Genomic DNA, 25523 nt, shown 5'->3' on the forward strand with positions numbered 1-25523 from the left:
CTCTCCTCAATTGGTCGGTCGGCGCGGTTCATCCGCGGTGAACACACGGGCGATGGCCTGCACCCGGGGGTGGCCGGGCAGATCGTCGAGCGGGACCGGACGGCCGTCCGGGTCGGCCACGGGCAGCCGCCAGTTGGGGTGCACCGTCGCCGTGCCGGGCAGGTTCTGCGGACGGCGGTCCCCCGTCGCGTCCGGCAGCCACACCCCCAGCAGCCGCGACGGGGTGCGGGCCAGGAAGCGGTGCAGGGCCACGACCTCCCCGTCCGGGTCGGGCAGCAGGCCCTCCCGGCGCAGCTCGGCGAGCCAGCCGTCCCGTTCGGCGGCGGCCTCCTCCTTCTCCTCCGTCTCCGGGCGGGTCAGCAGCCCCAGCCGGGACCGCAGGTCGACGTGTTCGCCGCTCAGCCACGCGGCGGTCGTCGGCAGGTCGTGCGTGGTGAGCGTGGCCAGGCAGTTCGTCCGCCACTCCGCGGCGGGCAGCGGGCCGTGCCGGCCCTCGGAGCCGCCCAGGTACTCGAAGCGCTGCACGGACGTGCCGAGCACCCCGCGCGCCGCCAGTTCCTCGCGGACCCCGGCCTCGACCGTGCCGAGGTCCTCGCCGATCACCTGGACGCCGGCCCGGTGCGCCTCCAGCAGCAGCACCCCGAGCATCGCCTCCGCGTCGTAGCGGACGTAGGTCCCCTCCGACGGCGGCCGGCCCTCGGGCACCCACCACAGCCGGAACAGGCCCATGACGTGGTCGACCCGCAGGGCCCCCGAGTGCCGCATGCCGGCCCGCAGCAGCGCGGCCAGCGGCCGGTACCCCTCCGCCGCCAGCGCGTCGGGCCGCCAGGGCGGCTGGCCCCAGTCCTGGCCGTGCGGGTTGAAGTCGTCGGGCGGCGCGCCCACGCTCATCCCGTCCGCGAGACAGTGCTGGAGCGCCCACGCGTCGGCGCCCTCCGGGGCCACCCCCACCGCCAGGTCGTGGACCAGGCCGATGCCCATGCCCGCCTCCCTGGCCGTGCGCTGCGCCGCGGCGAGCTGCTCGTCGGTGATCCAGGCCAGCCAGCGGTGGAACCCGACGGCGTCCGCGAGCTCCTCGCGCGCCGCGGCCACCGCCGCCGACCGCGGGTCGCGCAGCGCGGCCGGCCAGGAACGCCAGGCCCCGCCGTGCACCTCGGCCAGCGCGCACCAGGTGGCGAAGTCGGTGAGGTCCTGTCCCTCGCGTGCGGTGAAGGCCTCGAACGCCGCCCGGCGCGCCGGGGCGAGCGGCACCGCGTGCACCAGGCGCAGCGCCTGGTGCTTCAGCGCGCGCACCGTCTCCCGGTCGATGAGCGTCTCCCCGCGCAGCACCCGGTCGTTGAGCTCCCGCGCCCGGGCGGCGCAGGAGTCCGCCAGCTCGCGGGCCGGGCCGCTCAGCTCCCGGTACTCCGGCACCGCCGCCACCCGTACGTGCATCGGGTCGGTGAACCGCCGGGAGCTCGGCCGGTACGGCGACGGGTCCGGCAGGGCGCCCGGCTCCATCGCGTGCAGCGGGCCGAGCTGGACGAAGCCGGCGCCCAGCGCACGGCCCGACCAGGCGGCGAGCTCGGCCAGGTCGCCGAGGTCCCCCATGCCCCAGGAACGGCGCGACAGGACGGAGTAGAGCTGGACGAGGAAGCCCCAGTCGCGCCGGTCGGGCACCGGCACCCGGTCGGGCACCGCCAGCAGCGGGGCCGACTCCTCCCGTGTCCCGGTGCGCACGTGCAGGACGTGACGGCCCGGCGGCAGCGCGGCGGACACCTCGGCCCGCCCGCCGTCCTCCAGGGCGACGTGCGCCCGCGCCCCGGGCGGCAGCGGCACCCCGGCTGGCGAACCGGCGCGCACCACGGCGCAGGGCGGCAGCAGGCGGCCCGCGGCCGGACCGTGCCCGCCGGCGAGGACGTCCCGGGCCGCGCGCTCGTCGGCCGCGTCGACCCCGCACGCGGCCAGCACGGCGACCAGGGTGTCCGACGGGACGGTGATCCGCCGTCCCCGGTCGGTGGTGTAGTCGGTGGCGATGCCGTTGCGGCGGGCCAGTTCCCGCAGCGCGCCGTCCGGCGCGGGACCCGGCGGGGCGTACGACGTCATGGGCGGACCTCCGGTGCGCTGAACAGGCGTTCCAGGACCGCGGCGACGCCGTCCTCGTCATGGGCGGGCGCGATCTCGTCGGCCATCGCCCGCAGTTCCGGGTGGCCGCCGGCCATGGCGACCCCGTGCCCCGCCCAGGCCAGCAGCGGGATGTCGTTGGGCATGTCGCCGAAGGCGATGGTGTCCGCGCCGGTGAAGCCCAGCAGTCGGGCGGCGCGGGCGACACCGGTGCCCTTGTCCGTGCCGGCCGGGAGGATCTCCACCATGCCCTTCACCGAGTGCACGACGGTGACCGCGTCCCCCATCACCTCCCGTGCGGTGGCGGCCAGCCGGTCCTCGTCCACCTCGGGGTGGTGCAGGATCAGCTTGTCGATCGGCGTGTTCCAGAGCAGGGCCGGATCGGTCGTCAGGTCCCAGCCGTGCCGGACGCGTTCGCCGAACCCGGGGGTGACCTTGAACCTGCTCTCCGGCGGCGAGGTGACGATGCCCAGCTCCACCCGGCCCAGCGCGCCCTCGACCCGGGCGACGACCTCGCGGGCCAGGTCCAGGTCCAGGGGCTGCGAGGACAGCAGCCGGTCGGCGCCGGCGTCGTAGAGCTGCGCGCCCTGCCCGCACACGGCCAGTCCCCGGTAGCCGATGCTGTCGAGCAGCTGCTTGCAGGCGACCGCGGGACGCCCGGTGACCACCAGGTGGTGGGCGCCCGACGCGTGGACGAGGGCCAGCGCGCGGCGGGTGCGCTCGGAGACCGTCAGATCACTGCGCAGCAGGGTCCCGTCCAGGTCGGTGGCGACGACCCGGTAGGGCGGCGCCGGGACGGGGACGGCGTCCCAGGCCACCCGGCCCGTCCGCAGCGTCACCTGGGCGACGAGGTGGCGCCCCACGGGCGGCCCGTCGAGGACGCCGGTGAAGCCTCCGGCGCCGTCGGGCACGAGGGGCATCAGGGCGGCCCCGCCGTCGGCGGGCACCGGCTCGTCGGAGGCGAGGGCCTCGGTGGCGGACTCCCGGACGGGATCCGGCCCGGAGGGGACGGCCGCCGGACCGCCACCGGTCCGCGCGGCTGCGGGCTCGCCGCCGGTCCGTGCGGCTGTGGGGTCGCCACCGGTCCGCGCGGCCGGCGCGGCGCCCTGCGGGGCGTCCGCCCGCGGGCCGGTGCCGCCGCCGTGCGGCTGCGGCGGCCGGGTGCCCACGGAGGCCGCCGCCGGTACGGCGGCTTCCCCGCCGACGGGAACCGGCACGTCCAGGGGCACCGCGCCGGCCGCCGGGGCCGGCGTCTGCCCTGGCGCGGAAGGGTTCGGCGGCCGGTGCGGCCCGGCGCCGGAGGCGTCCGAGGCTTCCGACGCGTCCGTGACATCCGTCCCGCCGGGCCGGTCCCCGGCGTCGGGGACCGTCGCGCCCCGGACGCCGCCCGGCCCGGCCGCCGGCGCCCCCGCGTCCACCGCCACGTCGACGTGGGCGGCCCCGGGATGGACGTACCGCACGTGCCAGGTGCCGTCCGCGGCGCGGGTCAGCCGGCAGCGTCCGGTCAGCCGGTCCGTCAGCTCGGGGCGGCCGGACAGCCGGGCGATCTCGGCGCAGCGGGCGAAGTCCGCGCGCCGGTGGGCGGCCTCGAAGAGCCGGCCCAGGGCGTCGGCGCCGAGCGCGGTGACCTCGACGCCCAGCACCCGGGCGTAGGCGGTGGCGTCACCGCGTTCCAGGGCGACCCGTTCGACACGGTCGCGGTGGTCGGTCCAGGCGGACTCCGGGAGCCGGTCCAGCCAGCCGAGCTCCAGCAGTTCCCCGACGGGCAGCGGGCCCGCCTCGTCACGCAGGAGCCGTCCGTAGGCCGCCAGCCGTGTCCCGGCGCTGCGCGCCCAGGTGAACGAGCGGCCGGTGCGCCGGGAGTTCGCCGACAGCCGGGCGTAGGTCTCGGGTGCCGTGCGGTACACCGCCACGGCCTCCCGTATTCGCTCCGCGAGCGCCACCGCCAGGCCCGCGTCGTCGTCCCGGAACGAGCCGCGCACGGAGAAACCCGTGGCGTCGGGGTCGTCCACCGGCCGGTCGTGGCCGAAGTGGCCGGTCACCCGCTGCGCGGTCGCGATCGGCACCGCCCCGCACGCCATGGCCTCGGCCTGGGCGATCAGGAAGCCGTCCAGTTCGTACTTGGACGGGAAGACGCAGAAGTCGGCGCAGGCCGCCTCCTCGAACAGGGTGTCCTCGTCGGCCAGCCGCCAGTCCAGGCGCACCTGCCCCGGATGCCGGTCGGCGACCGCCTGGAACGCGGCGTTCGCCACGGTCGCCGAGTCGTCCGCACCGCCCCCCGTCGAGCAGCGGATGAGGAAGCTGACGTCCGGGTCGGCGGCGAGGACGTCCTCCACGGCCCGCATCAGCTCCAGCTGCCCCTTGTGGTGCACCGCGTAGCGGGCCGCGTGGTAGAAGACGGGCCGCGATGGATCGAGGCCGAACCCGCGCAGCACCGCGTCCCGGTCCACCGCCCGGGGGTCGCGCTCCAGCCAGCTGTCGGAGACGGCGCAGCCGCCCGCCAGCAGCTTGTGCGACCGCTCGCGCAGCAGCCGCGCCACCGGCAGCGGCGCGAACAGCGGCTCCACGGGCGTGCCCTCGAAGGTGCTGTAGTACCGCAGCTGGCCCGGGGAGACGTAGTCGACGAGGTCGGCGTACGCGGCGACCAGCGGGAACAGGCCCACGTGGTCCGGCCCGTGCTCGACGTGCATCCGGGTTCCGGCCAGCGCCCGCGCCACCGTGGCCTCGGGGGAGTCCTCGGCGGGCGGCGGCCCGTCCAGGGCGTCCAGGCCGGTGGCGTCCGCGCCGAACAGCTCCAGCAGGCGCTCCACCTGGGGGCGGTAGACCTTCTGCGTGACGGGGGCGTTGGCGGCGACCGTGCTCACCGTCCGGTACCGGGGGTCGCCGGCGAGGACGGCGGGCAGCAGGTAGTGGTAGTACGGCTCGAAGCCGTGCACCACGGCCGGCTCGCCGGACGCGTCGCCCAGATGGCGCCGGACGAAGCGCAGTCCGTCCACCTGGAACACCAGCGACTTGAAGAAGGCCAGGTCCCGGCCCTCGGTGCCGGGCGGCGGATAGAGCCGGTCCGGCAGCAGGTCCAGGTGGGCGTTGGAGAGGAAGTAGACGTCCACACCGTCCAGCCGCAGCAGGTGGGCGGTCGTGGTGAGCCGCAGGTCGACCGTCGGCGGCTGCTCCGGCCAGGTCTTCGGATCCAGCACCAGGGGCACCGTGTCGGTGACCCGGTAGTCCAGCTCCTCCAGGTCGAAGCGTTCGCGCAGCGTGTCCAGCCGGCCGTGGGCCGGGGTCACCAGCGACACCCGGTGGCCCCGGGCGGCGTACTCGCGGGAGAGGTTCCACACGAGGGGCGAGAGACCACCGCGCATCAGCCGGTTGTCGAACCCGCCGCACTCGAAGGAGAAGGCGATGATGTGCACCTGAGGGCTCCTCATCCGGCCCGGACGGCGCGGGCGCTGGCCGCGCGCAGACCGGGCAGATCGATGAACTCGGTGTGGGTGCCGGCGCTCCCGCAGACGAAGGCGCCGGCGACGGAACCGGCCAGCACGCAGTCGTCCAGGGACCGCCCCTCCAGCAGGGCGTGCAGGAAGGCGGTGACGAACGCGTCGCCCGCGCCGTTGGTGTCGACCACCGGCCGCTCCGGCCGCACCGCGGGGAAGTGCCGGGGCTCGTCCGCGCCGCGCTCCAGCAGATGGCAGCCCGCCGCGCCGTCGGTGGCCACCACGAGCCGGGCCCGGCCCTCGTCGACGATCCGGTGCAGCACCTCGTCGAGCCGGCCGTGCAGGGCGGCCGCGCTGAGGAACACGTAGTCGGAGGCGAGGGCGTAGGTGAGGTGGTGGGGGTTGGCCCCGTCCCAGTCGTGCAGATCGGTGGAGCTGGTCACGCCGAGACGGTGGACGTCCTCGTACATGTCGCGGTTGTGGCCGACGATCGACAGGTGCACATGGCGGGCCCGCTCCAGGTGCGGCAGGTAGAACGAGCGGGGCAGCCGCAGGTCCTCCGGGTGCCGGGAGTCGTAGAAGGAGAACCGGCGGCCCTGCGCGTCGACCAGGTTGATGCCGCGCGGGGTGCCGTACGGCGACACCAGGTGGCTGAAGTCCAGGCCGCGCTCGGCGTAGGCGGCGAGCACCGCGTGGCCCTGCGGGTCGTCGCCGAGGAAGTCGATGAACTTGGTCCTGAGTCCGAGGGCGTGCCAGCCGAGCGCCACGCCGTTGCCGGTGTGCGCGACGTAGTCGTACACCGGCGGGACGTGCAGCGAGTCCCCCGGCGGAACCTCCAGCGTCTCGACGCGTACGACGGTGTCCACGCCGGCGCCGCCGACCACCAGGACGTCGTAGGGGGGCAGGCTCATGTGCGGGTTCCTTCCGTGACTGCGGCGGTGTCCCCGACCGCTGTGGTGTCCGGGGCGGCCGCGGCGTGCGCGACCTGCTGGACGTGTCCGTTCTCCAGGACCACCGCCGAGTCGATGTCGCTGCCCGGCGGGACGGTGACCCCGGGCAGCAGCACGCTGCGCCGGACCCGTGCGCCCGCCCCGACGCGGACACCGGGGAAGAGCACGCTGTGCTCCACCCGGCCTTCGTTGACGAGGTCCGCCGGGACCAACGACGACGTCACCCCCGGGGCATCGGCCACCCAGCCGCGGGCCACGTCCGGCCGGACCGTCCAGGGCATCCGTTCGACCGGCAGACCGGAGCGCGGGCCGTCGGCGGCCAGTCTCAGGTGCGCCCGGTGGTAGCGCTCGACGGTGCCGATGTCCTCCCAGTGGCTGGCCACCTCGTAGCCGCGGATGTGCTCCCCGGCCGCGAGCATCGCCGGGATGACGTCCCGGCTGATGTCGTGCTGCCAGTCGGTGCCGTCGAGCTTCTCCAGGTAACGGCGCAGGACGGCCGCGTCGAAGACGCAGAACGCGGCGAACACCAGGTCGCTCGTCGGCTCCGCGGGCTTCTCCGTGAACTCGGTGAGCCGGCCCGCCGCGTCGAAGCGGACCATCCCGAACAGATGCACCCAGCGCCGCTCGATCCGCTGGTACGCCACGGTCAGCGCGGCCCCCGACGCCCGGTGGGCGGCGATCAGCGGCCCGTGGTCGAAGCGGTAGACGTGGTCGGCGTGCAGCACCAGCACCTGCTCGGGGCCGCCGCCGAAGACGTACTCGGCCTTGCGGATCAGCGCGTCCGCGGTGCCCCGCTCGGCCGGCCAGGTGCGCTCGGGCAGCTCCCGGGGCAGCGCGTCGCCCGCGTCCCGGTAGGCCCGGTCGTACGGCCCGAAGTGCACCCGGAAGTCCGCGTCCCGGTTCCACACCCGGTGCAGGTCGTCCATGAGCCGGCGCTCCTCGTACTGGGACAGCAGGAGCACCTCGCCCAGGCCGGAGGAGCGCGCGCCCGCCAGGCTGAAGTCGATCAGCCGGCAGGCCCCGCCGTACGGCACCAGCGGCTTCAGCCGGCCGGTGCCCAGCGGGCCCATCCGCCGGCCCTCGCCGCCCGCGAGGAGCACGGCGCGCACCGTGTTCCGCTCAGCCATGCCGCACCTCGTCCCAGGTGACGCGGCCGGTGTTCAGCGTCAGCAGCAGCCGCGCGTCCGGCTCGGGCGCGGGCCCCTCGAACACACCCGGCGCGGTGCGCTCCAGCCGCCGTACGGAGGGCACGGCGCGGGGTGCCGCGCCGTTCCGGGCGGCCGGGGTGACCAGCTCCACCCGTTCCGCGTGCGGGAGCCGGTAGGTCAGGACGCCGTCGCCGACACGGTGGCGTTCGCGCAGGGCGCGCCGCAGGTCGTCCGGCACCGCCTCGGGGAAGCGGTCCGCGATCCGCTCGCAGGCCGCGAAGTCGGCCCGTTCCCAGGCGGCGTCGAAGAACCGCCGCGCGACCGCCGCGTCGACCGGCGCGAGGCGCTCGTAGGCCGTGAGGTCGCCGTGGAGCAGCAGGGCCTCCTCGGTGAGCTCGTCGTCCGCCAGCAGGTCGAACCAGCCGTGCCGCAGGGCCCGTTCGGCGGGGAGGACGGCCGGTTCGCCCTCCCAGAGCCGGCGGAACGCGGCGAGGTGCAGGTCCGCGCAGTGCTCCCAGGTGAACCTCCGGGCGACCGCGGCGGCGCGCCCGGCCAGCTCGCGGTACCGCTCCGGCCGCTCGGCCCACAGGGTGACCGCCTCGTGGATCCGGTCGGCCAGGGCGTCGGTGAGCAGGGTGTCGTCCTCGGCGAACGAGCGGTTCACCGCGAACCCGGTGGCGTCCGGCCCGGTCAGGGCGTGCCCGAAGTGGGCCATGCCCTGCTGGGCGGTGGCGATCGGGACGGCCCCGCAGACCATCGCCTCGCCCTGGGCGATGAGGAAGGTGTCCATCTCGAACTTGGACGGGAACAGGCAGAAGTCGCTGGACGCGGCGTACTCGAACACCCGCCGCTCGTCGACCCGTTCCGACTCCAGGTACAGGCGTCCCTTGTGCCGGTCGGCCACCTCCCGGAAGTACGGGTCGTCCAGCGGGGCGCCGGAGATGCAGCGCAGCACGAAGTTGGCGGCGAGGCCCTCGCCGAGCACCCGGTCCACCGCGCGCACCAGCTCCAGCTGGCCCTTGTGGTGCAGGGCGTAGCGCGCGTTGTGGAAGAACGTGGGCAGCGCCGGGTCCAGTCCGAGGCCGGACAGCACCTCCTCGCGGTCCACCTCCGCCGGGTCCCAGGCCAGCCACCGGTCGGAGATCGCGCAGCCGCCGACGAACATCTTGTGCGCGTTGTCGCGCACCGCGCCGGCGATGGGCAGCTCCCGGAAGAGGGCCTCGAACGGCGTGTCGCGGAAGGAGGCGTAGAAGTCCAGCTGGCCGGGGGAGAGGAAGTCGACCAGGTCGGCGTGGTCGAGGATCAGCCGGTACAGGGCCACGTGGTCGGGCGGGTAGTCGTAGTGCAGATGGGTCAGCTGCTGGTACTGGCGGACCACGTCCGGCCGCTCCCCGGCGGGCGGCGGGTCCAGCGGCAGGGGCACCTCGGCGCCCAGCAGCTCCAGCAGCCGGCGCACCTTCGGGCCGTAGACCTTCTTGGTGATCGGCATGTTGCTCTGCACCGTGCTCACCACCGGCTTGAGCGGGTCGTCGCGCAGCGCCGCCGGCAGCAGGTAGTGGTAGTACGGCTCGTGGGCGTGCACCAGGGTCTTCTCGTCGCCGAACCAGCTGCGCAGGAAGCGCACGCTGTCGACCTGGAAGACGAGCGGCTTGAAGAAGACCAGGTCCCGCCCCTTGGCCGAGTACGGCGGGTAGAAGGTGTCCGGGAGCCGGTTCAGGTAGTCGTTGGACAGGAAGTACAGGTCGACGCCGTCGAGCCGGATGCGGTGCGCGGTGGTGGTGAGCTCCAGCTCCGCCTCGGCGGGGAAGTCCCGCCACACGTCGGGGTCGAGCACCAGCGGCAGGGTGTAGGTGTCGGAGTAGTCCAGGTCCTCGACCTCGTACCGGCTCCGCAGGTCGTCCAGCCGGCCGTGGGCCGGGGTGACGATGGAGACCCGGTGGCCGCGGGCGGCGAACGCCCGGGAGAGGTTCCACAGGTACACCGAGGTGCCGCCCTGGAGGAAGGTGTGGTCGAAACCGCAGCATTCGAAGTACGTCTCGACGATGTGCATGCGGGGTTCGGGCACGGTCACGTTCACGTCCTCGCTGAGGTGGGGGTCGGGGCCGGGGCGTGCGCGGCGGTCATCAGCGCGTGGCGCAGGTCGATCGCGGCGTGGTAGGGGCGGGCGTGGTCGCCGTTGTAGGCGAGCTCGTGCAGCAGCCGCGCCAGGTACAGCAGGCGGCGCAGGGGGTCGGGGGAGGTGGGGCCGAGCAGCAGCCGCAGCACCTGGGCCCGCCACACGTCGGCGGCGTGGAAGACCCGGCGCAGTACGGCGCGCGGCCCGTCCGGCCAGTCGGCGGCACCGTCCAGCGCGCCCGTCATGGTCTCCAGGGAGTCGATGCCGAGCCGTCCGGCGCTCTCGAAGGCGGCCTCGTCGGCGGTGAAGTACTCCAGGGCCCGTTCGACCGCGACCAGGTCCTGCACCGGGGACTGCGCCGCCCACCCCGGTTCGTCCGGGCCGAGCGCCGGGGTCGACATGTCGATCACCTGCATCGACCAGCCGCCGTCGTCGCGCGGCCGGCACAGCAGGTGGGACAGGTGCAGGTCACCGTGGGCGGGAGCGGACGGGAAGGCGGTGGGACGGCTCTCGAACCCGGCGCGCAGCGCGGCGCACTCGGCCCGCAGCGCCTCGAAGGCGGCGGCGCGGACGCCGGGCGGGAGCGCGATGTCCACCTGCTCCAGGCCGGTCAGCCGGGCCTCGGCGCGGGCCAGCGCGTCGAGCACCGGGTACGGACGCGGGGTGCCGCCGCCGAGCCGGGCGGCCAGGTCGCGGTGGAACCCGGTCAGGAACCGTCCGGCGTCGCGCAGGTTGCCCGCCAGCGGCCGCAGATGGTCGCGGACCGTCCGCTCGACGTCGCTGCCGGCAGCACCTTCGGCCACCTTCGGCCACAGAGAGCGCATGTTCTCCCGGAGCGGGGTGTCGACGCCGTCGCCCGGGGCGTAGCGGTAGAACACGCCGAGCGGGTGCCGGGTGCCGTCGGCGGGGTCGACGTAGACGTAGTCGCCGGCCCAGTCGGGGGTGCGGCCGGTGCCGTTCATCAGCCGCAGCAGCTCCGGTTCGCGGACCGGCTCGTCCAGCCGCCGGTAGGTCTTGTGCACGTACGCCGTGCCCCCGGTCTCCAGGAGCGACAGGGCGTTGGAGGACCAGCCGCGCTCGAAGGGGAGCCGGCGCAGCGGGCCGGCCGCCGGGCCCGCGCCGCGGAAGCGGACGCTGCCGCCCCGGGCGGTCCGCAGCTCCGCTCCGGCCCCGACCGCCCGCCAGGCGGCCCGGTCGAACCCCAGGGCGCCGTGGGCCTCCTCCAGCCCGCCCGCGCCCGCCGTACCAGCCGTGCCAGCCGTACCTGCCGTACCTGTCGTACCTGCCGGGTCCGCCGTACCCGCCGTATCTGTCGGGTCCGCCGCGGCGGACGCCCCGGCCCGGACCGGTACGAAGTACCGCTGCCCCGACGCCGGGCCGCCGACGGCGGTCACCACCAGCAGACGGGTGTGCTCGTCGAGCGCCACCTGGTCGGTGCACGCGAAGCGGTCGGCCCGCCGGCCGTCCTCGCTCATCCACGGGGCCGCGCGCAGCAGGGCCCCCAGTGCGTCGTTGTCCGTCATGGGCGAGTCAGCTCCCCGTCGTCTCGTAGGTGTTGACGCCGCGCCGCCACACGGCCAGGGCGAGGGCCAGCGCGCCGGCGGTCACCACGGGCAGCCAGCCGAGCAGCCCGGTCTCGCCGTGCAGCAGATAGGTGCTCGGCACGTACGCGGTGAAGGCGAACGGCAGCACCCAGGTCAGCAGTGCGCGCAGCGAGGGGTGGTAGATGTCGAGCGGATAGGCGGCGAACTCCGAGACCTGGCTCGCCGCGTACATCGACGGCAGGCTCGTCACGGTCCAGAAGGACAGTGAGGCGAAGAACAGCTTCACCGAGGTGTGGATGACGGCGCCGCACAGCACCAGCAGCGGTGCCAGCAGCCACTGCTCCGGGGTCGGCGACAGACCAAGCTCGGATCCGGCGTAGCCCACCAGGACCACCCCGACGATCAGCTCCCCGAGCCCGTCGGGATGGAAGAACCGCTCCGACAGCAGGGAGAACAGCGGGTTCACCGGCCGGATCAGGTACCGGTAGAACTCCCCGCGCTGGACGAGCTTGCGGCCCAGCTCCCACAGCTGGTCGGTGAACAGGTGGTCCAGTCCGCGCGGCAGCAGCGAGAAGCCGAGCAGGAACAGCACCTCGTGGTACGACCAGCCGCCCACGGCGGGCACCTGGCGGAAGACCAGTCCGACGACGGCGGTCTGGAGGCCGACCCGGACCAGGAACGCCCCGGCGCCCAGCAGGAAGTCCATGCGGTAGGCGGTCAGCCGGTGCAGTCCGACCCCGCCGAGGAAGAGCGAGAGCCGTAGGTAGCGGATCAGGGTACGGACCGCCCGTGCCGCGGGTGCCGTCCCCGGGGCGGGCGTCCGCCCGGCGGGTGCCGTGCGTCCGCCGTACGGGGTGGGTTCGGTGGGTGTCATCCGCCGAGCACCTCCAGCCGGCCGAGGCTGGCTCGCCACAGCGCCGCGCACAGCAGCGTCAGCACGGTCACCCAGACCAGCTGCCCGGCCAGCACCCCGGCGGCGGCCGTCCAGCCGTCGTACCGGCCCAGCAGCAGGGTGAGCGGGCCGTCCACCATGCCGCTGAACGGCAGGGCCCGCGCGAGCGTCTCCAGCGGTCCGGGCATCAGCGCGAGGGGCACCAGCTGGCCCGCGAAGAAGCCCACCACGCTCTGCTTGACCATCCGCACACCCCAGGTGTTGGTGGTGATGAAGCCGGTCATGCCGGTCAGCAGGTTCACGCAGAACGCCAGGAGCACGGACAGGGCGGTGGAGACCAGGAACAGCAGCAGGTCCAGCGGCCGGGGAGCGGTGAGCGGCACCAGCAGCGCGAAGAGCCCCAGCACCGGTACGCCGACCAGGACGGCGTTGGCCCCCACCACCGGAAGGCAGGCGAAGAACCGCATCACCGGGTAGCTGACGGGCCGCACCAGCATCACCGCCACGTCACCCCGGTAGACCTCGGCGGCGACCTCGTCGTCCACCCGGTTGGTGTGCAGCACCTGGAGGAGCTGGGCCACCAGCAGGTACGTGGTGATGCTCCGCTGGTCGAAGCCGCCGGGTCCGGTGCCGGGGTTCCCGGCGTACACGGCCCGCCACAGGAAGACGGTGACGGCGGCGCCCGCCGCGGCGGTCATCGCGGTCATGGCGAACATGGAGCGGTACTGGAGCAGCGACTGGAGTCCGCTGGTGGCGAAGGGCGCGTAGGCGCGCAGGCGGCTCCTCACGCGGTGCCGTTCCGCACCGCGCCGTCGTCTGTCTTGCCGCTCGCCGCAGTGCCGCTCGCCGCAGTGCCGCTCGTGGGCCGGGAGGTGCGGGAGCGGCCGTAGATCTGCCGCAGCACGTCCTCCAGGTCCGGTTCGGGGGCGTACCAGTCGGCGAGGTCGAAGCGGTCCAGCAGGAAGGTGAGCACCTGCCGGGAGGTGTACTCGCCGGTCGGGTACTCCACGCGGATCCGGCCGTCGTCGCCGGGCACGGCGCGCACCCCCGGCAGTCCCGCCTCGATGGTGTGCAGCGCCGCCGGCACCGAGGTGCCGTCACGGTGGTCGAAGACGACCGAGCGGTGACCGGAGGTGCGTAACAGGTCGTGCAGGGAGCCCTGGTGGACCACCCGGCCGTGGTCGACGACCAGGGCGCTGTCGCAGATCGCGGCGATGTCGGCGATGTCGTGGCTGGTGAGCACCACGGTGGTGCCCAGCTCCCGGTGGGCGCGGTTGACCAGCTCGCGCACCGCGTCCTTGAGGACCATGTCCAGGCCGATGGTCGGCTCGTCCCAGAACAGCACCTCGGGGTCGTGCAGCAGGCTCGCCGCGATCTCGGCCCGCATGCGCTGGCCGAGGCTGAGCTGCCGCACGGGGGTGGTGCCGAGCGCGTCGATGTCGAGGAGTTCGCTGAACAGGGCGAGGTTGCGGCGGTGGACCGGTTCGGGGATGTCGTAGATGCGTTGCAGGATGCGGAAGGAGTCGGGGACCGACAGGTCCCACCACAGCTGGCTGCGCTGGCCGAACACCACGCCGATGCGGCGGGCGTTGAGCTGCCGGTTGCGGTAGGGCTCCAGGCCGCCGACCAGACAGCGGCCCGAGGTCGGGGTCATGATGCCGGTGAGCATCTTGATGGTGGTCGACTTGCCGGCCCCGTTCGCGCCGATGTAGGCGGTCTTGGTGCCGGCCGGGATCTCGAAGGAGACGTCGTCGACGGCGCGGACGATGCGGTGCCGGCGGGTGAACAGGGTGGAGACGCTGCCGAGCAGGCCGGGTTTGCGCTCGGCCAGCCGGAACTCCTTGACGAGGTGGTCGGCGACGATCACGCGACCACCCGCTCGATGGCCTCGCCGAGCAGTGCCACGCCCTGCTCCAGGAGGGCCTCGTCGATGGTGAAGGGCGGCGCCAGGCGCAGTACGTGCCCGCCCAGCGCGACCCTGAGCCCCAGGTCGAGGGCGGTGGTGTAGACGGCGCGGGCGATGTCGGGCGCGGGGGTCCGGCTGTCGCGGTCGGTGACGAACTCCAGCCCCCACAGCAGTCCCAGCCCGCGGACCTGGCCGAGCTGGTCGAACCGGCGGTGCAGCTGTGCGAGCCGGTCCTCCAGCAGCGCGCCGAGGGTGTCCACGCGCTCGATCAGCCGGTCGCGTTCGATGACCTCCAGGGTGGCGCGGGCGGCGGCGATCCCGAGCGGGTTGCTCGCGAACGTCGACGCGTACGCCCCCGGGGTGGCGGCCTCCGGCCTGCGCAGCAGCGCGGAGCGGCCGGCCAGCACGGCGAACGGGAACCCGTTGGCGGTGCCCTTGGCCAGCATCGCCAGGTCCGGTTCGACGCCGATGCGCTCACTGGCGAGGAAGGCGCCCGTGCGCCCGCCGCCGGTGAGCACCTCGTCGGCGACCAGGAGCACCCCGTTGTCGCGGCAGGCCTCGCCGATCCGCTCCCAGTAGCCCGGCGGCGGCACGATCACTCCCGCGGCGCCGAGCACGGGCTCGAAGACCAGCGCGGAGACGTTCGGTTTGGAAGCGATGTGCCGGCGCACCAGCGAGGCGCAGCGCACGTCGCAGGAGGGGTACTCCAGTTCCAGCGGGCAGCGGTAGCAGTAGGGCGCGTAGCCGAGCACGCTGTTGCCGCTGAACGCCTGGTGGCCGACGTCCCAGTGCACCAGCATCCGGGCGCCCATGGTCTTGCCGTGGAAGCCGTGGCGCAGTGCGCCGATCCGGTTGCGGCCCGGCGCGGCCGTCGACTGCACGACCCGCAGGGCCGCCTCCACGACCTCCGCGCCGGTGGAGAAGAAGGCGTAGGTGTCGAGGTGGTCGGGGAGCAGCCGGGCGAGCAGGTCGAGCAGGTCGGCGCGGTCCGGTGTCGCGCTGTCGTGGACGTTCCACAGCCGGTGCGCCTGTGCCGTGAGCGCCTCGACGACCTCGGGGTGGCCGTGGCCCAGGGACTGGGTCAGGGTGCCGGCGGCGAAGTCGAGGTACTGGTTGCCGTCGAGGTCGGTCAGGACGGGCCCCTTGCCCTCGGCGAACACCCGGCGCCCGTGCTCGGCCTCCTCGGAGGCGCCGGGCGCGAGATGCCGGGCCTCTCTCTCCAGTTGCCGGGCTTGCCGGAAACCTGTCACTGCGGCCCCCAGTGGGTGGACGGACTGCCTTGCGAAATCCGCGAAATGCGTTGCAGGACAACGCCGTTGGCGGTGCGAGAAGTGAGTCAAACACCCTGGCACAGAGATCGCAAGCAGTTGCTGAAACTTTCAGTTGACCCTTGCGGTCGCTTGCTCGGCTCTGCTTGAGTCGTGGTGGCCTTCCGGCCGCACCACGCCTCTTGCCCGAGGAGGGATCCGTGAGAGCACAACACCTTCAGACGGCCTCGTTACCCTGGAGGCCGAGGTGAAGGCGCTGGTCCTGGCGGGGGGCACCGGTAGTCGGCTCAGGCCGTTCACCTACTCAGGCGCGAAGCAGCTGCTGCCGATCGCCAACAAGCCCGTGCTGTTCTACGCCCTGGAGTCCCTGGCGGCGGCCGGCATCCGTGACGTCGGGGTCGTCGTCGGCGACCACGGCCCCTCGATCCGCGAACTGACCGGTGACGGCAGCGCCTTCGGCCTGCGGATCACCTACCTCGCCCAGCCGAAGCCCCTGGGACTGGCGCACGCGGTCCTGATCGCCCGCGACTTCCTGGGCGACGACGACTTCCTGCTCTACCTGGGCGACAACTACCTCCCCCAGGGCGTCACCGAGCTGGTGCGCGGCACCGCCGGACCCGCCGAGGCCCGGCTGCTGGTCACCCCCGTCGCCGACCCGTCCACCTTCGGCGTCGCCGAAGTGGACACCGACGGCCGCGTGCTGCGCCTGGAGGAGAAACCCGACACCCCCCGCAGCGACCTCGCCCTCATCGGCGTCTACGCGTTCAGCCCGGCCGTGCACGAGGCGGTGCGCGCCATCCGCCCCTCCGCGCGCGGCGAGCTGGAGATCACCCACGCCATCCAGTGGATGGTCGACCAGGGCCTGCCGGTGCGCGCCATCGTCACCACCCGGCCCTGGCGGGACACCGGCAGCGTCGAGGACATGCTGGAGGCCAACCGCGAGGTGCTCGACGGGCTGGAGGGCGCTGTCGAGGGCAAGGTCGACCCGGCCAGCACCCTGGTCGGCCGGGTCCGCGTCGCCGAGGGCGCCGTCGTGCGCGGCTCGCGCGTGGTGGGCCCGGTGGTCATCGGCGCCGGCGCCGTCATCAGCAACTCCAGCGTGGGGCCGTACACCTCCATCGGGGAGGACTGCCGGGTCGAGGACAGCGCCATCGAGTACTCTGTCCTGCTGCGCGGCGCCCAGGTGGAGGGGGCCGTCCGCATCGAGGCCTCCCTCATCGGCCGCGGTGCCGTGGTGGGGCAGGCCCCCCGTCCCCCGCAAGCCCACCGTCTCGTGATCGGCGACCACAGCAAGGTGCACCTCACCTCATGAGCTCACGCATCCTCGTCACCGGCGGAGCCGGCTTCATCGGATCCGCCTACGTCCGTTCCCTGCTCGGCCCGGACGGCCCCGGCGGCACGGCCGTGACCGTCCTGGACAAGCTCACCTACGCGGGCAGCGTGGCCCGCCTCGATCCGGTGTCCGCCCACCCCGACCTGACCTTCGTCCAGGGCGACGTGTGCGACGCGTCGCTGGTGGCGGCGCTGATGGCCGGGCACGACCAGGTCGTCCACTTCGCGGCGGAGTCGCACGTCGACCGCTCCATCGCGGACGGCGGCGACTTCACCCGGACCAACGTGGTCGGCACCCAGGTCCTGCTGGACGCCGCCCTGCGGCACGGAGTGCGCACCTTCGTGCAGGTCTCCACCGACGAGGTGTACGGATCGCTGCCGACCGGCGCGGCGAAGGAGACCGACCTGCTGCGCCCGTCGTCGCCCTATGCGGCCTCCAAGGCCGCCGCCGACCTGATCGCCCTGGCCCATCACCACACCCACGGCCTCGACGTCCGGGTCACCCGCTGCTCCAACAACTTCGGCCCGTACCAGCACCCCGAGAAACTCGTCCCGCGTTTCCTCACCGCCCTCCTGGAGGGCGGCACCATCCCGCTCTACGGCGACGGCCTCCAGATCCGCGACTGGCTGTACGTCGACGACCACGTCCGCGCGCTCGAACTGGTCCGGCTGTCGGGCCGGCCGGGCGAGATCTACAACATCGGCGGCGGCACCTCGCTCACCAACCTCGACCTGACCCACCGTCTGCTCGCGCTGTGCGGCGCGGGCCCCGAGCGGATCGTCAGCGTCGAGGACCGCAAGGGGCACGACCGCCGCTACGCGGTGGACCACACCAAGATCACCACCGAGCTGGGCTACCACCCGCGCAGCGATTTCGCCGCCGACCTGGCCGCGACCGCCGAGTGGTACAAGCGCCACCCCGACTGGTGGCGCTCCCTGCTCGTGGCGCGGTAGAGCACCGGCCGTACCGGTCGGGGGCCGGGGCGCGGGCCGGGTCGCGTGCCGCGTCGCGTGCCGCGTCGCGGTCCGGTACGACCGACCGCGAACGGACCGCCGTGGTGTCCGGCCCCGGTGCCTGGCCCAGGTGCCTGGCCCAGGTGCCTGGCCCCTGAGTCCGGCCCTGGCGTGCGGCCCCGGTGTCCGGTCGCGGCGTTCAGTCACGGCGTGCGGTCGGCGGCCGTCCGTCCCGCGGGGCCGTCCGTCCCGCGGGGCTGTCAATCCTGCGCGGCCGTCAGTCCGGCGGGGCTGTCAATCCCGTGCGGCCGTCAGTCCTGCGGGGCCGTCCGTTCCGTGCGGCCGTCCGTTCCGTGCGGCCGTCAGTCCCGTGCGGCCGTCAGTCCCGTGCGGCCGTCAGTCCCGCGCGACCGTCAGTCCTGCGGGGCCGTCCGTCCGGCGCGGCCGTCCGTTCCGTGCGGCCGGCCGCCGCCCGTGCGGCGCGGACGCGGTCGACCCCCGGACCACCAGCTCGGGCATGATGACGAACTCGGTGTGCGGGGAGGGGTTCCCGGCCATCTCCTCCATCAGCGCCTCGACGGCGATCTGCCCCATGGACTGCACCGGCTGCCGGATCGTCGTCAGCGGCGGATCGGTGAAGGCGATGAGGGGCGAGTCGTCGAACCCGATCACCGAGACGTCCCCGGGTACGCTCAGCCCGCGCTGCCGTGCGCTGCGGACGGCGCCGAGCGCCATCATGTCGCTGGCGCACACGACGGCCGTGCACCCCTGGTCGAGCAGCGCCGACGCCGCGGCCTGGCCGCCCTCCAGGGTGAACAGGGAGTGCCGGATCAGCTCGGCGGCCGCCTCGGCCGGCAGCCCCAACTGCTCCCGTACGGCGCTGCGGAAGCCCTCGATCTTGCGCTGCACCGGCACGAACCGCTCGGGCCCGAGCGCCAGTCCGATCCGGGTGTGCCCGAGTGCCGTCAGATGGGTCACCGCCAGGGCCATGGCGAAGCGGTCGTCGGGAGAGACGAACGGCGCCCGGATGGCGGGGGAGAACCCGTTGATGAGGACGAAGGGCACCTTCTCCTCGTGCAGCCGGTCGTAGCGGGCGGTGTCGGCGGTGGTGTCGGCGTGCATGCCGGAGACGAAGATGATCCCGGCCGCTCCCCGGGCCACCAGCATGTCGGTGAGCTCGTCCTCCGTCGACCCTCCCGGGCTCTGGGCCGCCAGGACCGGGGTCCGCCCGAGGCGGGTCAGCGCCTGTCCGATGACCTGGGCCAGCGCGGGGAAGAACGGGTTGTCCAGCTCGGGGGTGACGAGCCCCACCAGGTCCGCGCGCGGCCGCAGTCGGGGCGGCCGTTCGTAGCCGAGGACGTCGAGCGCGGCGAGGACGGACGCGCGGGTGTCCGAGGCGACGCCACGCGCACCGTTGATCACGCGGCTGACTGTGGCCTTGCTGACCCCCGCCCGGGCTGCGATGTCGGCGAGTCGCGCGGTCATGGCAGTGGACTGTACCTGTTGGCCACCGCGTTGCCCACCGCGTTGCCCACACGTTGCCCTCGCGTTGCTTCACACCTCCCGCTCGGTACTTGCAGAAAACACTTACAGAACCTGTGCGTACTGATAGGGTACGGAAGGGGTGATTCGGGAGGTCGCGCCTCCGGTCGGAGTCGTCACGACTGGTCCGGCGTGTGCCGGTGTTCGGCCAACTCCCTTCCAGCACAAGGAAAATTGGCCGGAATCTACTTGCTGTAACTTGCCGCAAGACCTTTCGGGAACTTTTCAACCCTGTTACGTTCCTGGCTACCCGGCGCCGCGAGGCAGCGGCCAGCGGGAGGCGACGTGCGCCCCCGCCCTCTTCCGGGACCCAGTCGAAGGAGTTCACATGCGGCGTGGCATTGTGGCCACCGCGCTGATCGCAGCCGTCGCCCTGACGGCGACGGCCTGTGGCGGGGACAGCGACGACAGCACCAAGGGCGGCGGCTCCGGGAAGGAGCTCTCGGGCACCGTCACCTTCTGGGACACCTCCAACGAGGCCGAGAAGGCGACCTACCAGGCGCTCGCCGAGGCCTTCGAGAAGGAACACCCCAAGGTCGACGTCAAGTACGTCAACGTGCCCTTCGGCGAGGCGAACGCCAAGTTCAAGAACGCGGCCGGCGGCAACTCCGGCGCCCCCGACGTGATGCGCACCGAGGTCGCCTGGGTCGCGGACTTCGCCAGCATCGGCTACCTCGCCCCGCTCGACGGCACCGCCGCGCTCGACGACGAGGAGGACTACCTCCCCCAGGCGGCGGCCAGCACCGAGTACGAGGGCAAGACCTACGCGGTGCCCCAGGTGATCGACACCCTGGCGCTCTTCTACAACAAGCAGCTGCTCGAGGACGCCGGCGTCGAAGTGCCCACCTCCCTCACCGAGTTGAAGACCGCGGCCACCAAGATCGAGAAGGAGACCGGCGCCACCGGCCTCTACCTGCGCGGCGACGACCCGTACTGGTTCCTGCCCTACCTCTACGGCGAGGGCGGCGACCTGGTCGACGAGGAGGCCAAGAAGATCACCATCGACGACGAGCCCGGCGTCAAGGCCTACCAGGCCATGAAGGACCTGGTCGACAGCAAGGCGGCCATCACGGACGCGGCCGACGGCTGGAACAACATGCAGAACGCCTTCAAGTCGGGCAAGGTCGCGATGATGATCAACGGTCCCTGGGCCATCGAGGACGTCAAGAGCGGCCAGAAGTTCGAGGACCCGGCCAACCTCGGTGTCGCCCCCGTCCCGGCCGGCAGCGTCAAGGCCGGCTCCCCGCAGGGCGGCTGGAACCTGTCGGTGTACGCCGGCTCGAAGAACCTGGACGCCTCCTACGCCTTCGTGAAGTACATGAGTTCGGCGAAGGTGCAGCAGCAGACCACCGAGAAGCTCAGCCTGCTGCCCACGCGCGCCTCCGTGTACGAGGTCCCGTCCGTCGCGGGCAACGAGATGGTGAAGTTCTTCAAGCCCGCCGTCGACAAGGCCGTCGAGCGCCCCTGGATCGCCCAGGGCAACGCCCTGTTCGAGTCGATCCGCGTCCAGATGGCGAACGTCCTGGCGGGCAAGACCACTCCGCAGCAGGCCGCCGAGGAGAACGGCGAGGCCTACCGCAAGCTCCTCAAGGACTACCAGTAGGTCCCGGGAAGGCTGACCCACCCATGGCTGTCGACACCACCCGGTCGACGGTGGAGACCACGGGAGCCCCGGCTCCCGGCGGTCGCCGCCGCAGCACCGGCAAGCACCCGGGCCGGCTGCGCCGCGCCCTGGCCACCCACTGGTACGCCTGGAGCATGGTCGCCCCCGTGGTGATCGTGATCGGCGTCATCATCGGCTACCCCCTCGCCCGCGGCTTCTACCTCTCCTTCACCGACGCCAACGAGGCCAACGTCGAGCGCACCATCGGCGTCAACCACATCCCGGCCACGTACGACAACGTCGGACTCGACAACTACACGTCGATCCTCACCGACGACGTCTTCTGGGACCGGCTCACCTGGACCGTCGTGTGGACGGTCACCTGTGTGGCGCTCTCCTTCGGACTGGGCCTGGTCCTGGCCGTCATGCTCAACCGCAAGCTCGCCGGCCGCGGCGTCTACCGCACCGCGCTGATCCTGCCCTGGGCCGTCCCGGCGTTCGTGTCCGTCTTCACCTGGCGGCTGCTGTTCAACGAACGCAGCGGGCTGTTCAACACGCTGCTCACCGGCGCCGGCTTCGAGCAGGTCTCCTGGCTCAACGACCCGACCTGGGCGAAGATCTCCGTCATCGCCGTCAACGTCTGGCTCGGCGTCCCGTTCATGCTCATCGCCCTCCTCGGCGGACTCCAGGCGATCCCCGCCGACCTGTACGAGGCGGCCGAGATGGACGGGGCCGGCCCCTGGCAGCGGTTCCGGCACATCACCCTGCCCGGACTGCGCTCGGTCTCCAGCACGGTCGTCCTGCTCAGCGCCATCTGGACGTTCAACATGTTCCCGGTGATCTTCCTGCTGACCCGGGGCGGACCGGGCGACGCCACGGAGATCCTGGTGACCTACGCCTACCGGCTGTCCTTCGTCATCAGCCCGCGCGACTACGCCGGATCCGCCGCCTGGGGCGTGCTGATCCTGCTCCTCCTCGCCCTCTTCGCGGCGGGCTACCGCCGCGCGCTCCGCAAGCAGGGAGACGTCTGGTGACCGACACGACCCCGACCGCACCCGCCGGTGCCGCAGCGACCACCGCCCCGCGGCGCGGGGGCCGCGGGCGCGGCGAACGCCCCCTGATCGCCTCGGCGGGACTGCACGCGGGCCTGCTGGTGGCCGCCGTCGTCGCGGTGTTCCCGCCGCTGTGGCTGGTGGTGACCTCGTTCAAGCCGAAGTCCGACGCGTTCGACACCTCGCTGGTCAAGGACTTCACGCTGGGCAACTACCGCCATGTCGTGCAGGACACCGACTTCCTCGCCTGGCTCCAGAACTCCCTGCTCGTCGTCGGCCTGACCACCCTGGTCGGTGTCTTCATCTCCGCCACCACCGGCTACGCGGTCAGCCGCTTCCGATTCCCCGGCATGCGCCCGCTGATGTGGATGCTGCTGCTCACCCAGATGTTCCCGGTCGCGGTCCTGATCGTCCCGCTGTACAACCTGCTGGCCGGCCTGGGGCTGCTCAACCAGCCGCTGGGCCTGGTCGTCACCTACCTCACCGTCGCCGTGCCGTTCTGCGCCTGGATGATGAAGGGCTACTTCGACGGCATCCCGGTGGAGATCGACGAGGCCGGCCGGGTCGACGGGCTCACCCCGTTCGGCACGTTCTGGCGGCTGGTGCTGCCGCTGGCCAAGCCGGGCCTGGCGGTCACCGCGTTCTACACCTTCATCACCGGCTGGGCCGAGGTGGCCTACGCCTCCGCGTTCATGACCGGGGAGGAGAACCTCACGCTCGCCGGCGGTCTCCAGACCTTCGTCAACCAGTACACGAGCGACTGGGGATCCCTGACCGCCGCCGCCGTGATCATCGCGGTTCCCGCCGCGATCGTCTTCGGCCTCGTCCAGCGGCACCTCGTCTCGGGGCTCACCGCGGGCGCCACCAAGTCCTGACCGTCCTCTCGCAGGAAGAGAAGACATGACCCAGTACCTGACCGAACCCGTCCCCGGCGTCGAAGGCGCCGGCGGCCCCGACCGCCCCGAGTGGTGGCGCGACGCCGTCATCTACCAGGTCTACCCGCGCAGTTTCGCCGACAGCAACGGCGACGGCGAGGGCGACCTGGAGGGGGTGCGGACCCGCTTGCCGTACCTGAGGGAACTCGGCGTCGACGCCGTCTGGCTCAGCCCCTTCTACGTCTCCCCGCAGGCCGACGGCGGCTACGACGTCGCCGACTACCGGGCCGTCGACCCCATGTTCGGCACCCTGCTCGACGCCGACGCCGTGATCCGCGACGCCCACGCCCTGGGCCTGCGCGTCATCATCGACGTGGTCCCCAACCACTGCTCCGACCAGCACGACTGGTTCCGCCGGGCGCTGCGGGAGGGCCCCGGCTCGCCGCTGCGGGAGCGGTTCCACTTCCGCCCCGGACGCGGCACCGACGGCGGCGAGCCGCCCAACGACTGGGAGTCCGTCTTCGGCGGGCCCGCCTGGACCAGGACCACGAACCCGGACGGCACACCGGGGGAGTGGTACCTGCACCTGTTCGCCCCCGAGCAGCCCGACTTCAACTGGGACAGCCCGGCCGTCCGGGACGAGTTCCGCTCCGTGCTGCGGTTCTGGCTGGACATGGGCGTCGACGGCTTCCGCATCGACGTCGCCCACGGCCTGGTGAAGGCCGCCGGGCTGCCCGACCTCGGCCACCGCGAGCAGCTGAAGCTGCTGGGCAACCAGGCCCTGCCGTTCTTCGACCAGGACGGCGTGCACGAGATCTACCGCTCCTGGCGCCAGATCCTCGACGAGTACCCGGGCCAGCGCATCGGCGTCGCCGAGGCCTGGACGCCCAGCGCCGAGCGCACCGCGTTCTACCTGCGCGCCGACGAACTGCACCAGGCCTTCAACTTCCACTACCTGGGCACCGGCTGGGACGCCGGCGCGCTGCGGGCCACCATCGACGAGTCCCTCGACGCGATGCGCCCCATCGGGGCACCGAGCACCTGGGTCCTGTCCAACCACGACGTCGTACGGCACGCCACCCGCCTCGCCGACGGCGATCCCGGGCGCGGACTGCGCCGGGCCCGCGCGGCCACCCTGCTGATGCTGGCGCTGCCCGGCTCCGCCTACGTCTACCAGGGCGAGGAACTCGGTCTGCCCGAGGTGACCGACCTGCCCGACGAGGTGCGCCAGGACCCGTCGTTCTTCCGGGACAACGGCCAGGACGGGCTGCGCGACGGCTGCCGGGTGCCCATCCCCTGGTCGGGGACCGAGCCGCCGTACGGCTTCGGACCCGCCGGCGGACCGGCCTGGCTGCCCCAGCCGGCGAGCTGGGCGGACCTGTCCGTCGAGGCGCAGTCCGGCGACCCCGACTCCACCCTGGAGCTGTACCGCAGCGCGCTGGCGCTGCGCCGGGACCATGCCGCGCTGGGGGCCGGCGACCGGGTGGAGTGGCTGGACGCGCCCGAGGGCGTCCTGGCCTTCCGCCGGGTCTCGGGCCGGCCCGGGAGCGAGCCGTACCGGTCGGACCTGGTCTGCACCGTGAACACCACGGACGCGCCGGTCCGGCTGCCGTCGCCGGGCCGGATCCTGCTGAGCAGCGACGCCTGCGTGGACGCCGCCGACGAGGTCGAGCTGCCGGCGGACTGCACTGTCTGGTGGGCTGTGGTGTGACGCTCTCCCTGCCGCGGGGCGTCGACCGAGGCGTCCCGCGGCTCCTGGACATCGCCTCCCAGGCGCAGGTCAGCGAGGCCACCGTCAGCCGGGTGCTCAACGGCAAGCCGGGGGTGGCGGCCGGCACCCGGCGCCGGGTGCTGGCCGCCCTCGACGTCCTCGGCTACGAGCGGCCCGTCCGGCTCAGCCAGCGCAGCGCGGGCCTGGTCGGCCTCGTCATCCCGGAGCTCACCAACCCCATCTTCCCGGCCTTCGCGCAGGTCATCGAGCAGGTGCTGGCCGGGCACGGGTACACGCCCGTGCTGTGCACCCAGATGCCCGGCGGAGCCACCGAGGACGAGCTGGTGGAGCAGTTGCTGGAGCGGGACGTCACCGGCATCGTCTTCCTCTCCGGGCTGCACGCCGACCTCACCGCCGACCCCACCCGGTACCACAAGCTCGCCAGCCGCGGTATGCCGTTCGTGCTGGTCAACGGCTTCAACGAGCAGATCAGGGCGTCGTGCGTCTCCTCGGACGACCGGTCGGCGATCCGTATGGCCGTACGGCACCTCACCGACCTGGGGCACGAGCGGGTGGGGCTCGCCATCGGCCCCACCCGGTTCGTGCCGTCGTGGCGCAAGGCCGAGGCGTTCGCGGCGGCGGTGCGCAGCGAGCTGGGCGTGCCCCGCGAGGCGACCGGACGGAGCATCAGACGGACCCTGTTCACCGTGGAGGGCGGCCACGCGGCGGGTGGCGCGCTGCTGGACCAGGGGTGCACCGGCATCGTCTGCGGCAGCGATCTCATGGCGCTGGGGGTGATCCGCGCGGCGCGCGAGCGCGGGCGGGAGGTACCCGGTGACGTCTCGGTGATCGGGTTCGACGACTCGCCCCTCATCGCCTTCACCGATCCGCCGCTGACCACGGTGCGCCAGCCCGTCCAGGCCATGGCGACGGCCGCGGTGGACGCGCTGCTGGAGGAGATCGACGGAAACCCCGTGCAGCGGACGGAGTTCGTGTTCCAGCCGGAGCTGGTGGTGCGGGGCTCGACCGCGCGGTGGAACGCGTGAGGCGGCCATGTGGGGGAGGCCCCGCGGCCGGCCCTGGTCGGGGCAGC

18 protein-coding genes are annotated in these 25523 nt (G+C 73.2%); 7 read left to right on the forward strand and 11 right to left on the reverse strand.

The window, feature by feature from the left end; translation table 11 throughout:
• Nucleotides 1–6: 6 nt before the first annotated feature.
• Genes malQ through ACFYWQ_RS17795 form a run of 10 tightly spaced genes read right to left on the reverse strand, consistent with a single transcriptional unit; the run spans nt 7 to nt 15343 of the window.
• Nucleotides 7–2085 carry a 4-alpha-glucanotransferase gene (gene malQ, locus ACFYWQ_RS17750; RefSeq protein ID WP_389517521.1) on the reverse strand — a complete coding sequence of 693 codons (2079 nt, stop codon included), beginning with the start codon at nt 2083–2085 and terminating at the stop codon, nt 7–9.
• Nucleotides 2082–5516, reverse strand: coding sequence for a Cof-type HAD-IIB family hydrolase (locus ACFYWQ_RS17755; RefSeq protein ID WP_389517523.1), 3435 nt, complete (start codon nt 5514–5516; stop codon nt 2082–2084). Before ACFYWQ_RS17755 ends, malQ begins: the two co-directional genes overlap by 4 nt.
• Before the next feature lie 11 nt (nt 5517–5527).
• Entirely contained in the window at nt 5528–6448 is a 921-nt protein-coding gene (locus tag ACFYWQ_RS17760) for a carbohydrate kinase family protein (RefSeq protein ID WP_389517525.1), read from the reverse strand.
• Nucleotides 6445–7614, reverse strand: a complete 1170-nt coding sequence (locus tag ACFYWQ_RS17765; RefSeq protein ID WP_389517527.1) for a sugar phosphate nucleotidyltransferase — start codon at nt 7612–7614, stop codon at nt 6445–6447. The genes ACFYWQ_RS17760 and ACFYWQ_RS17765 overlap by 4 nt, the downstream gene beginning before the upstream one ends.
• Nucleotides 7607–9706 carry a glycogen/starch synthase gene (locus ACFYWQ_RS17770; RefSeq protein ID WP_389517529.1) on the reverse strand — a complete coding sequence of 700 codons (2100 nt, stop codon included), beginning with the start codon at nt 9704–9706 and terminating at the stop codon, nt 7607–7609. The genes ACFYWQ_RS17765 and ACFYWQ_RS17770 overlap by 8 nt, the downstream gene beginning before the upstream one ends.
• A 2-nt stretch (nt 9707–9708) precedes the next feature.
• Entirely contained in the window at nt 9709–11274 is a 1566-nt protein-coding gene (locus ACFYWQ_RS17775) for a hypothetical protein (protein ID WP_389517531.1), read from the reverse strand.
• A 7-nt stretch (nt 11275–11281) separates the two neighbouring features.
• Entirely contained in the window at nt 11282–12169 is an 888-nt protein-coding gene (locus ACFYWQ_RS17780; RefSeq protein ID WP_389517533.1) for an ABC transporter permease, read from the reverse strand.
• Nucleotides 12166–12975: an ABC transporter permease gene (locus tag ACFYWQ_RS17785; protein WP_389517535.1), complete on the reverse strand. Its 810-nt coding sequence runs from the start codon at nt 12973–12975 to the stop codon at nt 12166–12168. The genes ACFYWQ_RS17780 and ACFYWQ_RS17785 overlap by 4 nt, the downstream gene beginning before the upstream one ends.
• Nucleotides 12972–14054 carry an ATP-binding cassette domain-containing protein gene (locus ACFYWQ_RS17790; protein ID WP_389517537.1) on the reverse strand — a complete coding sequence of 361 codons (1083 nt, stop codon included), beginning with the start codon at nt 14052–14054 and terminating at the stop codon, nt 12972–12974. Before ACFYWQ_RS17790 ends, ACFYWQ_RS17785 begins: the two co-directional genes overlap by 4 nt.
• Complete coding sequence (locus ACFYWQ_RS17795) at nt 14051–15343, reverse strand: aspartate aminotransferase family protein (RefSeq protein WP_389517539.1); 1293 nt, start codon at nt 15341–15343, stop codon at nt 14051–14053. Before ACFYWQ_RS17795 ends, ACFYWQ_RS17790 begins: the two co-directional genes overlap by 4 nt.
• 265 nt (nt 15344–15608) lie before the next feature.
• Between ACFYWQ_RS17795 and ACFYWQ_RS17800 the strand changes: the two genes are divergently transcribed.
• Together ACFYWQ_RS17800 and rfbB are read left to right on the forward strand one after the other, a co-directional pair.
• Nucleotides 15609–16673 carry a glucose-1-phosphate thymidylyltransferase gene (locus ACFYWQ_RS17800; protein ID WP_389517541.1) on the forward strand — a complete coding sequence of 355 codons (1065 nt, stop codon included), beginning with the start codon at nt 15609–15611 and terminating at the stop codon, nt 16671–16673.
• A complete protein-coding gene (gene rfbB / locus ACFYWQ_RS17805) occupies nt 16670–17647 on the forward strand; it encodes a dTDP-glucose 4,6-dehydratase (protein WP_389517543.1) in 978 nt (325 codons plus the stop codon). Before ACFYWQ_RS17800 ends, rfbB begins: the two co-directional genes overlap by 4 nt.
• Nucleotides 17648–18043: 396 nt before the next feature.
• On the opposite strand, the gene ACFYWQ_RS17810 is transcribed toward rfbB, so the two are convergent.
• Complete coding sequence (locus ACFYWQ_RS17810; protein ID WP_389517545.1) at nt 18044–19132, reverse strand: LacI family DNA-binding transcriptional regulator; 1089 nt, start codon at nt 19130–19132, stop codon at nt 18044–18046.
• Nucleotides 19133–19517: 385 nt separating this feature from the next.
• On the opposite strand from ACFYWQ_RS17810, the gene ACFYWQ_RS17815 reads away from it, so the two are divergent.
• From ACFYWQ_RS17815 to ACFYWQ_RS17835, 5 genes are read left to right on the forward strand one after another with little or no spacing between them, the layout of a single operon-like run.
• Entirely contained in the window at nt 19518–20792 is a 1275-nt protein-coding gene (locus ACFYWQ_RS17815) for an extracellular solute-binding protein (RefSeq protein ID WP_389517547.1), read from the forward strand.
• A 23-nt stretch (nt 20793–20815) separates the two neighbouring features.
• Nucleotides 20816–21826, forward strand: a complete 1011-nt coding sequence (locus ACFYWQ_RS17820) for a carbohydrate ABC transporter permease (protein WP_389517549.1) — start codon at nt 20816–20818, stop codon at nt 21824–21826.
• Nucleotides 21820–22719 (forward strand): sugar ABC transporter permease, encoded by a 900-nt coding sequence (locus ACFYWQ_RS17825; RefSeq protein ID WP_389518311.1) that lies wholly within the window; start codon nt 21820–21822, stop codon nt 22717–22719. The genes ACFYWQ_RS17820 and ACFYWQ_RS17825 overlap by 7 nt, the downstream gene beginning before the upstream one ends.
• A gap of 25 nt (nt 22720–22744) precedes the next feature.
• A complete protein-coding gene (locus ACFYWQ_RS17830) occupies nt 22745–24430 on the forward strand; it encodes a glycoside hydrolase family 13 protein (RefSeq protein ID WP_389517551.1) in 1686 nt (561 codons plus the stop codon).
• Entirely contained in the window at nt 24427–25476 is a 1050-nt protein-coding gene (locus tag ACFYWQ_RS17835; RefSeq protein ID WP_389517553.1) for a LacI family DNA-binding transcriptional regulator, read from the forward strand. Before ACFYWQ_RS17830 ends, ACFYWQ_RS17835 begins: the two co-directional genes overlap by 4 nt.
• Nucleotides 25477–25523: the final 47 nt, after the last annotated feature.

This window comes from Streptomyces sp. NPDC003247 (assembly GCF_042888135.1).
Classification (GTDB): Bacteria; Actinomycetota; Actinomycetes; order Streptomycetales; family Streptomycetaceae; genus Streptomyces.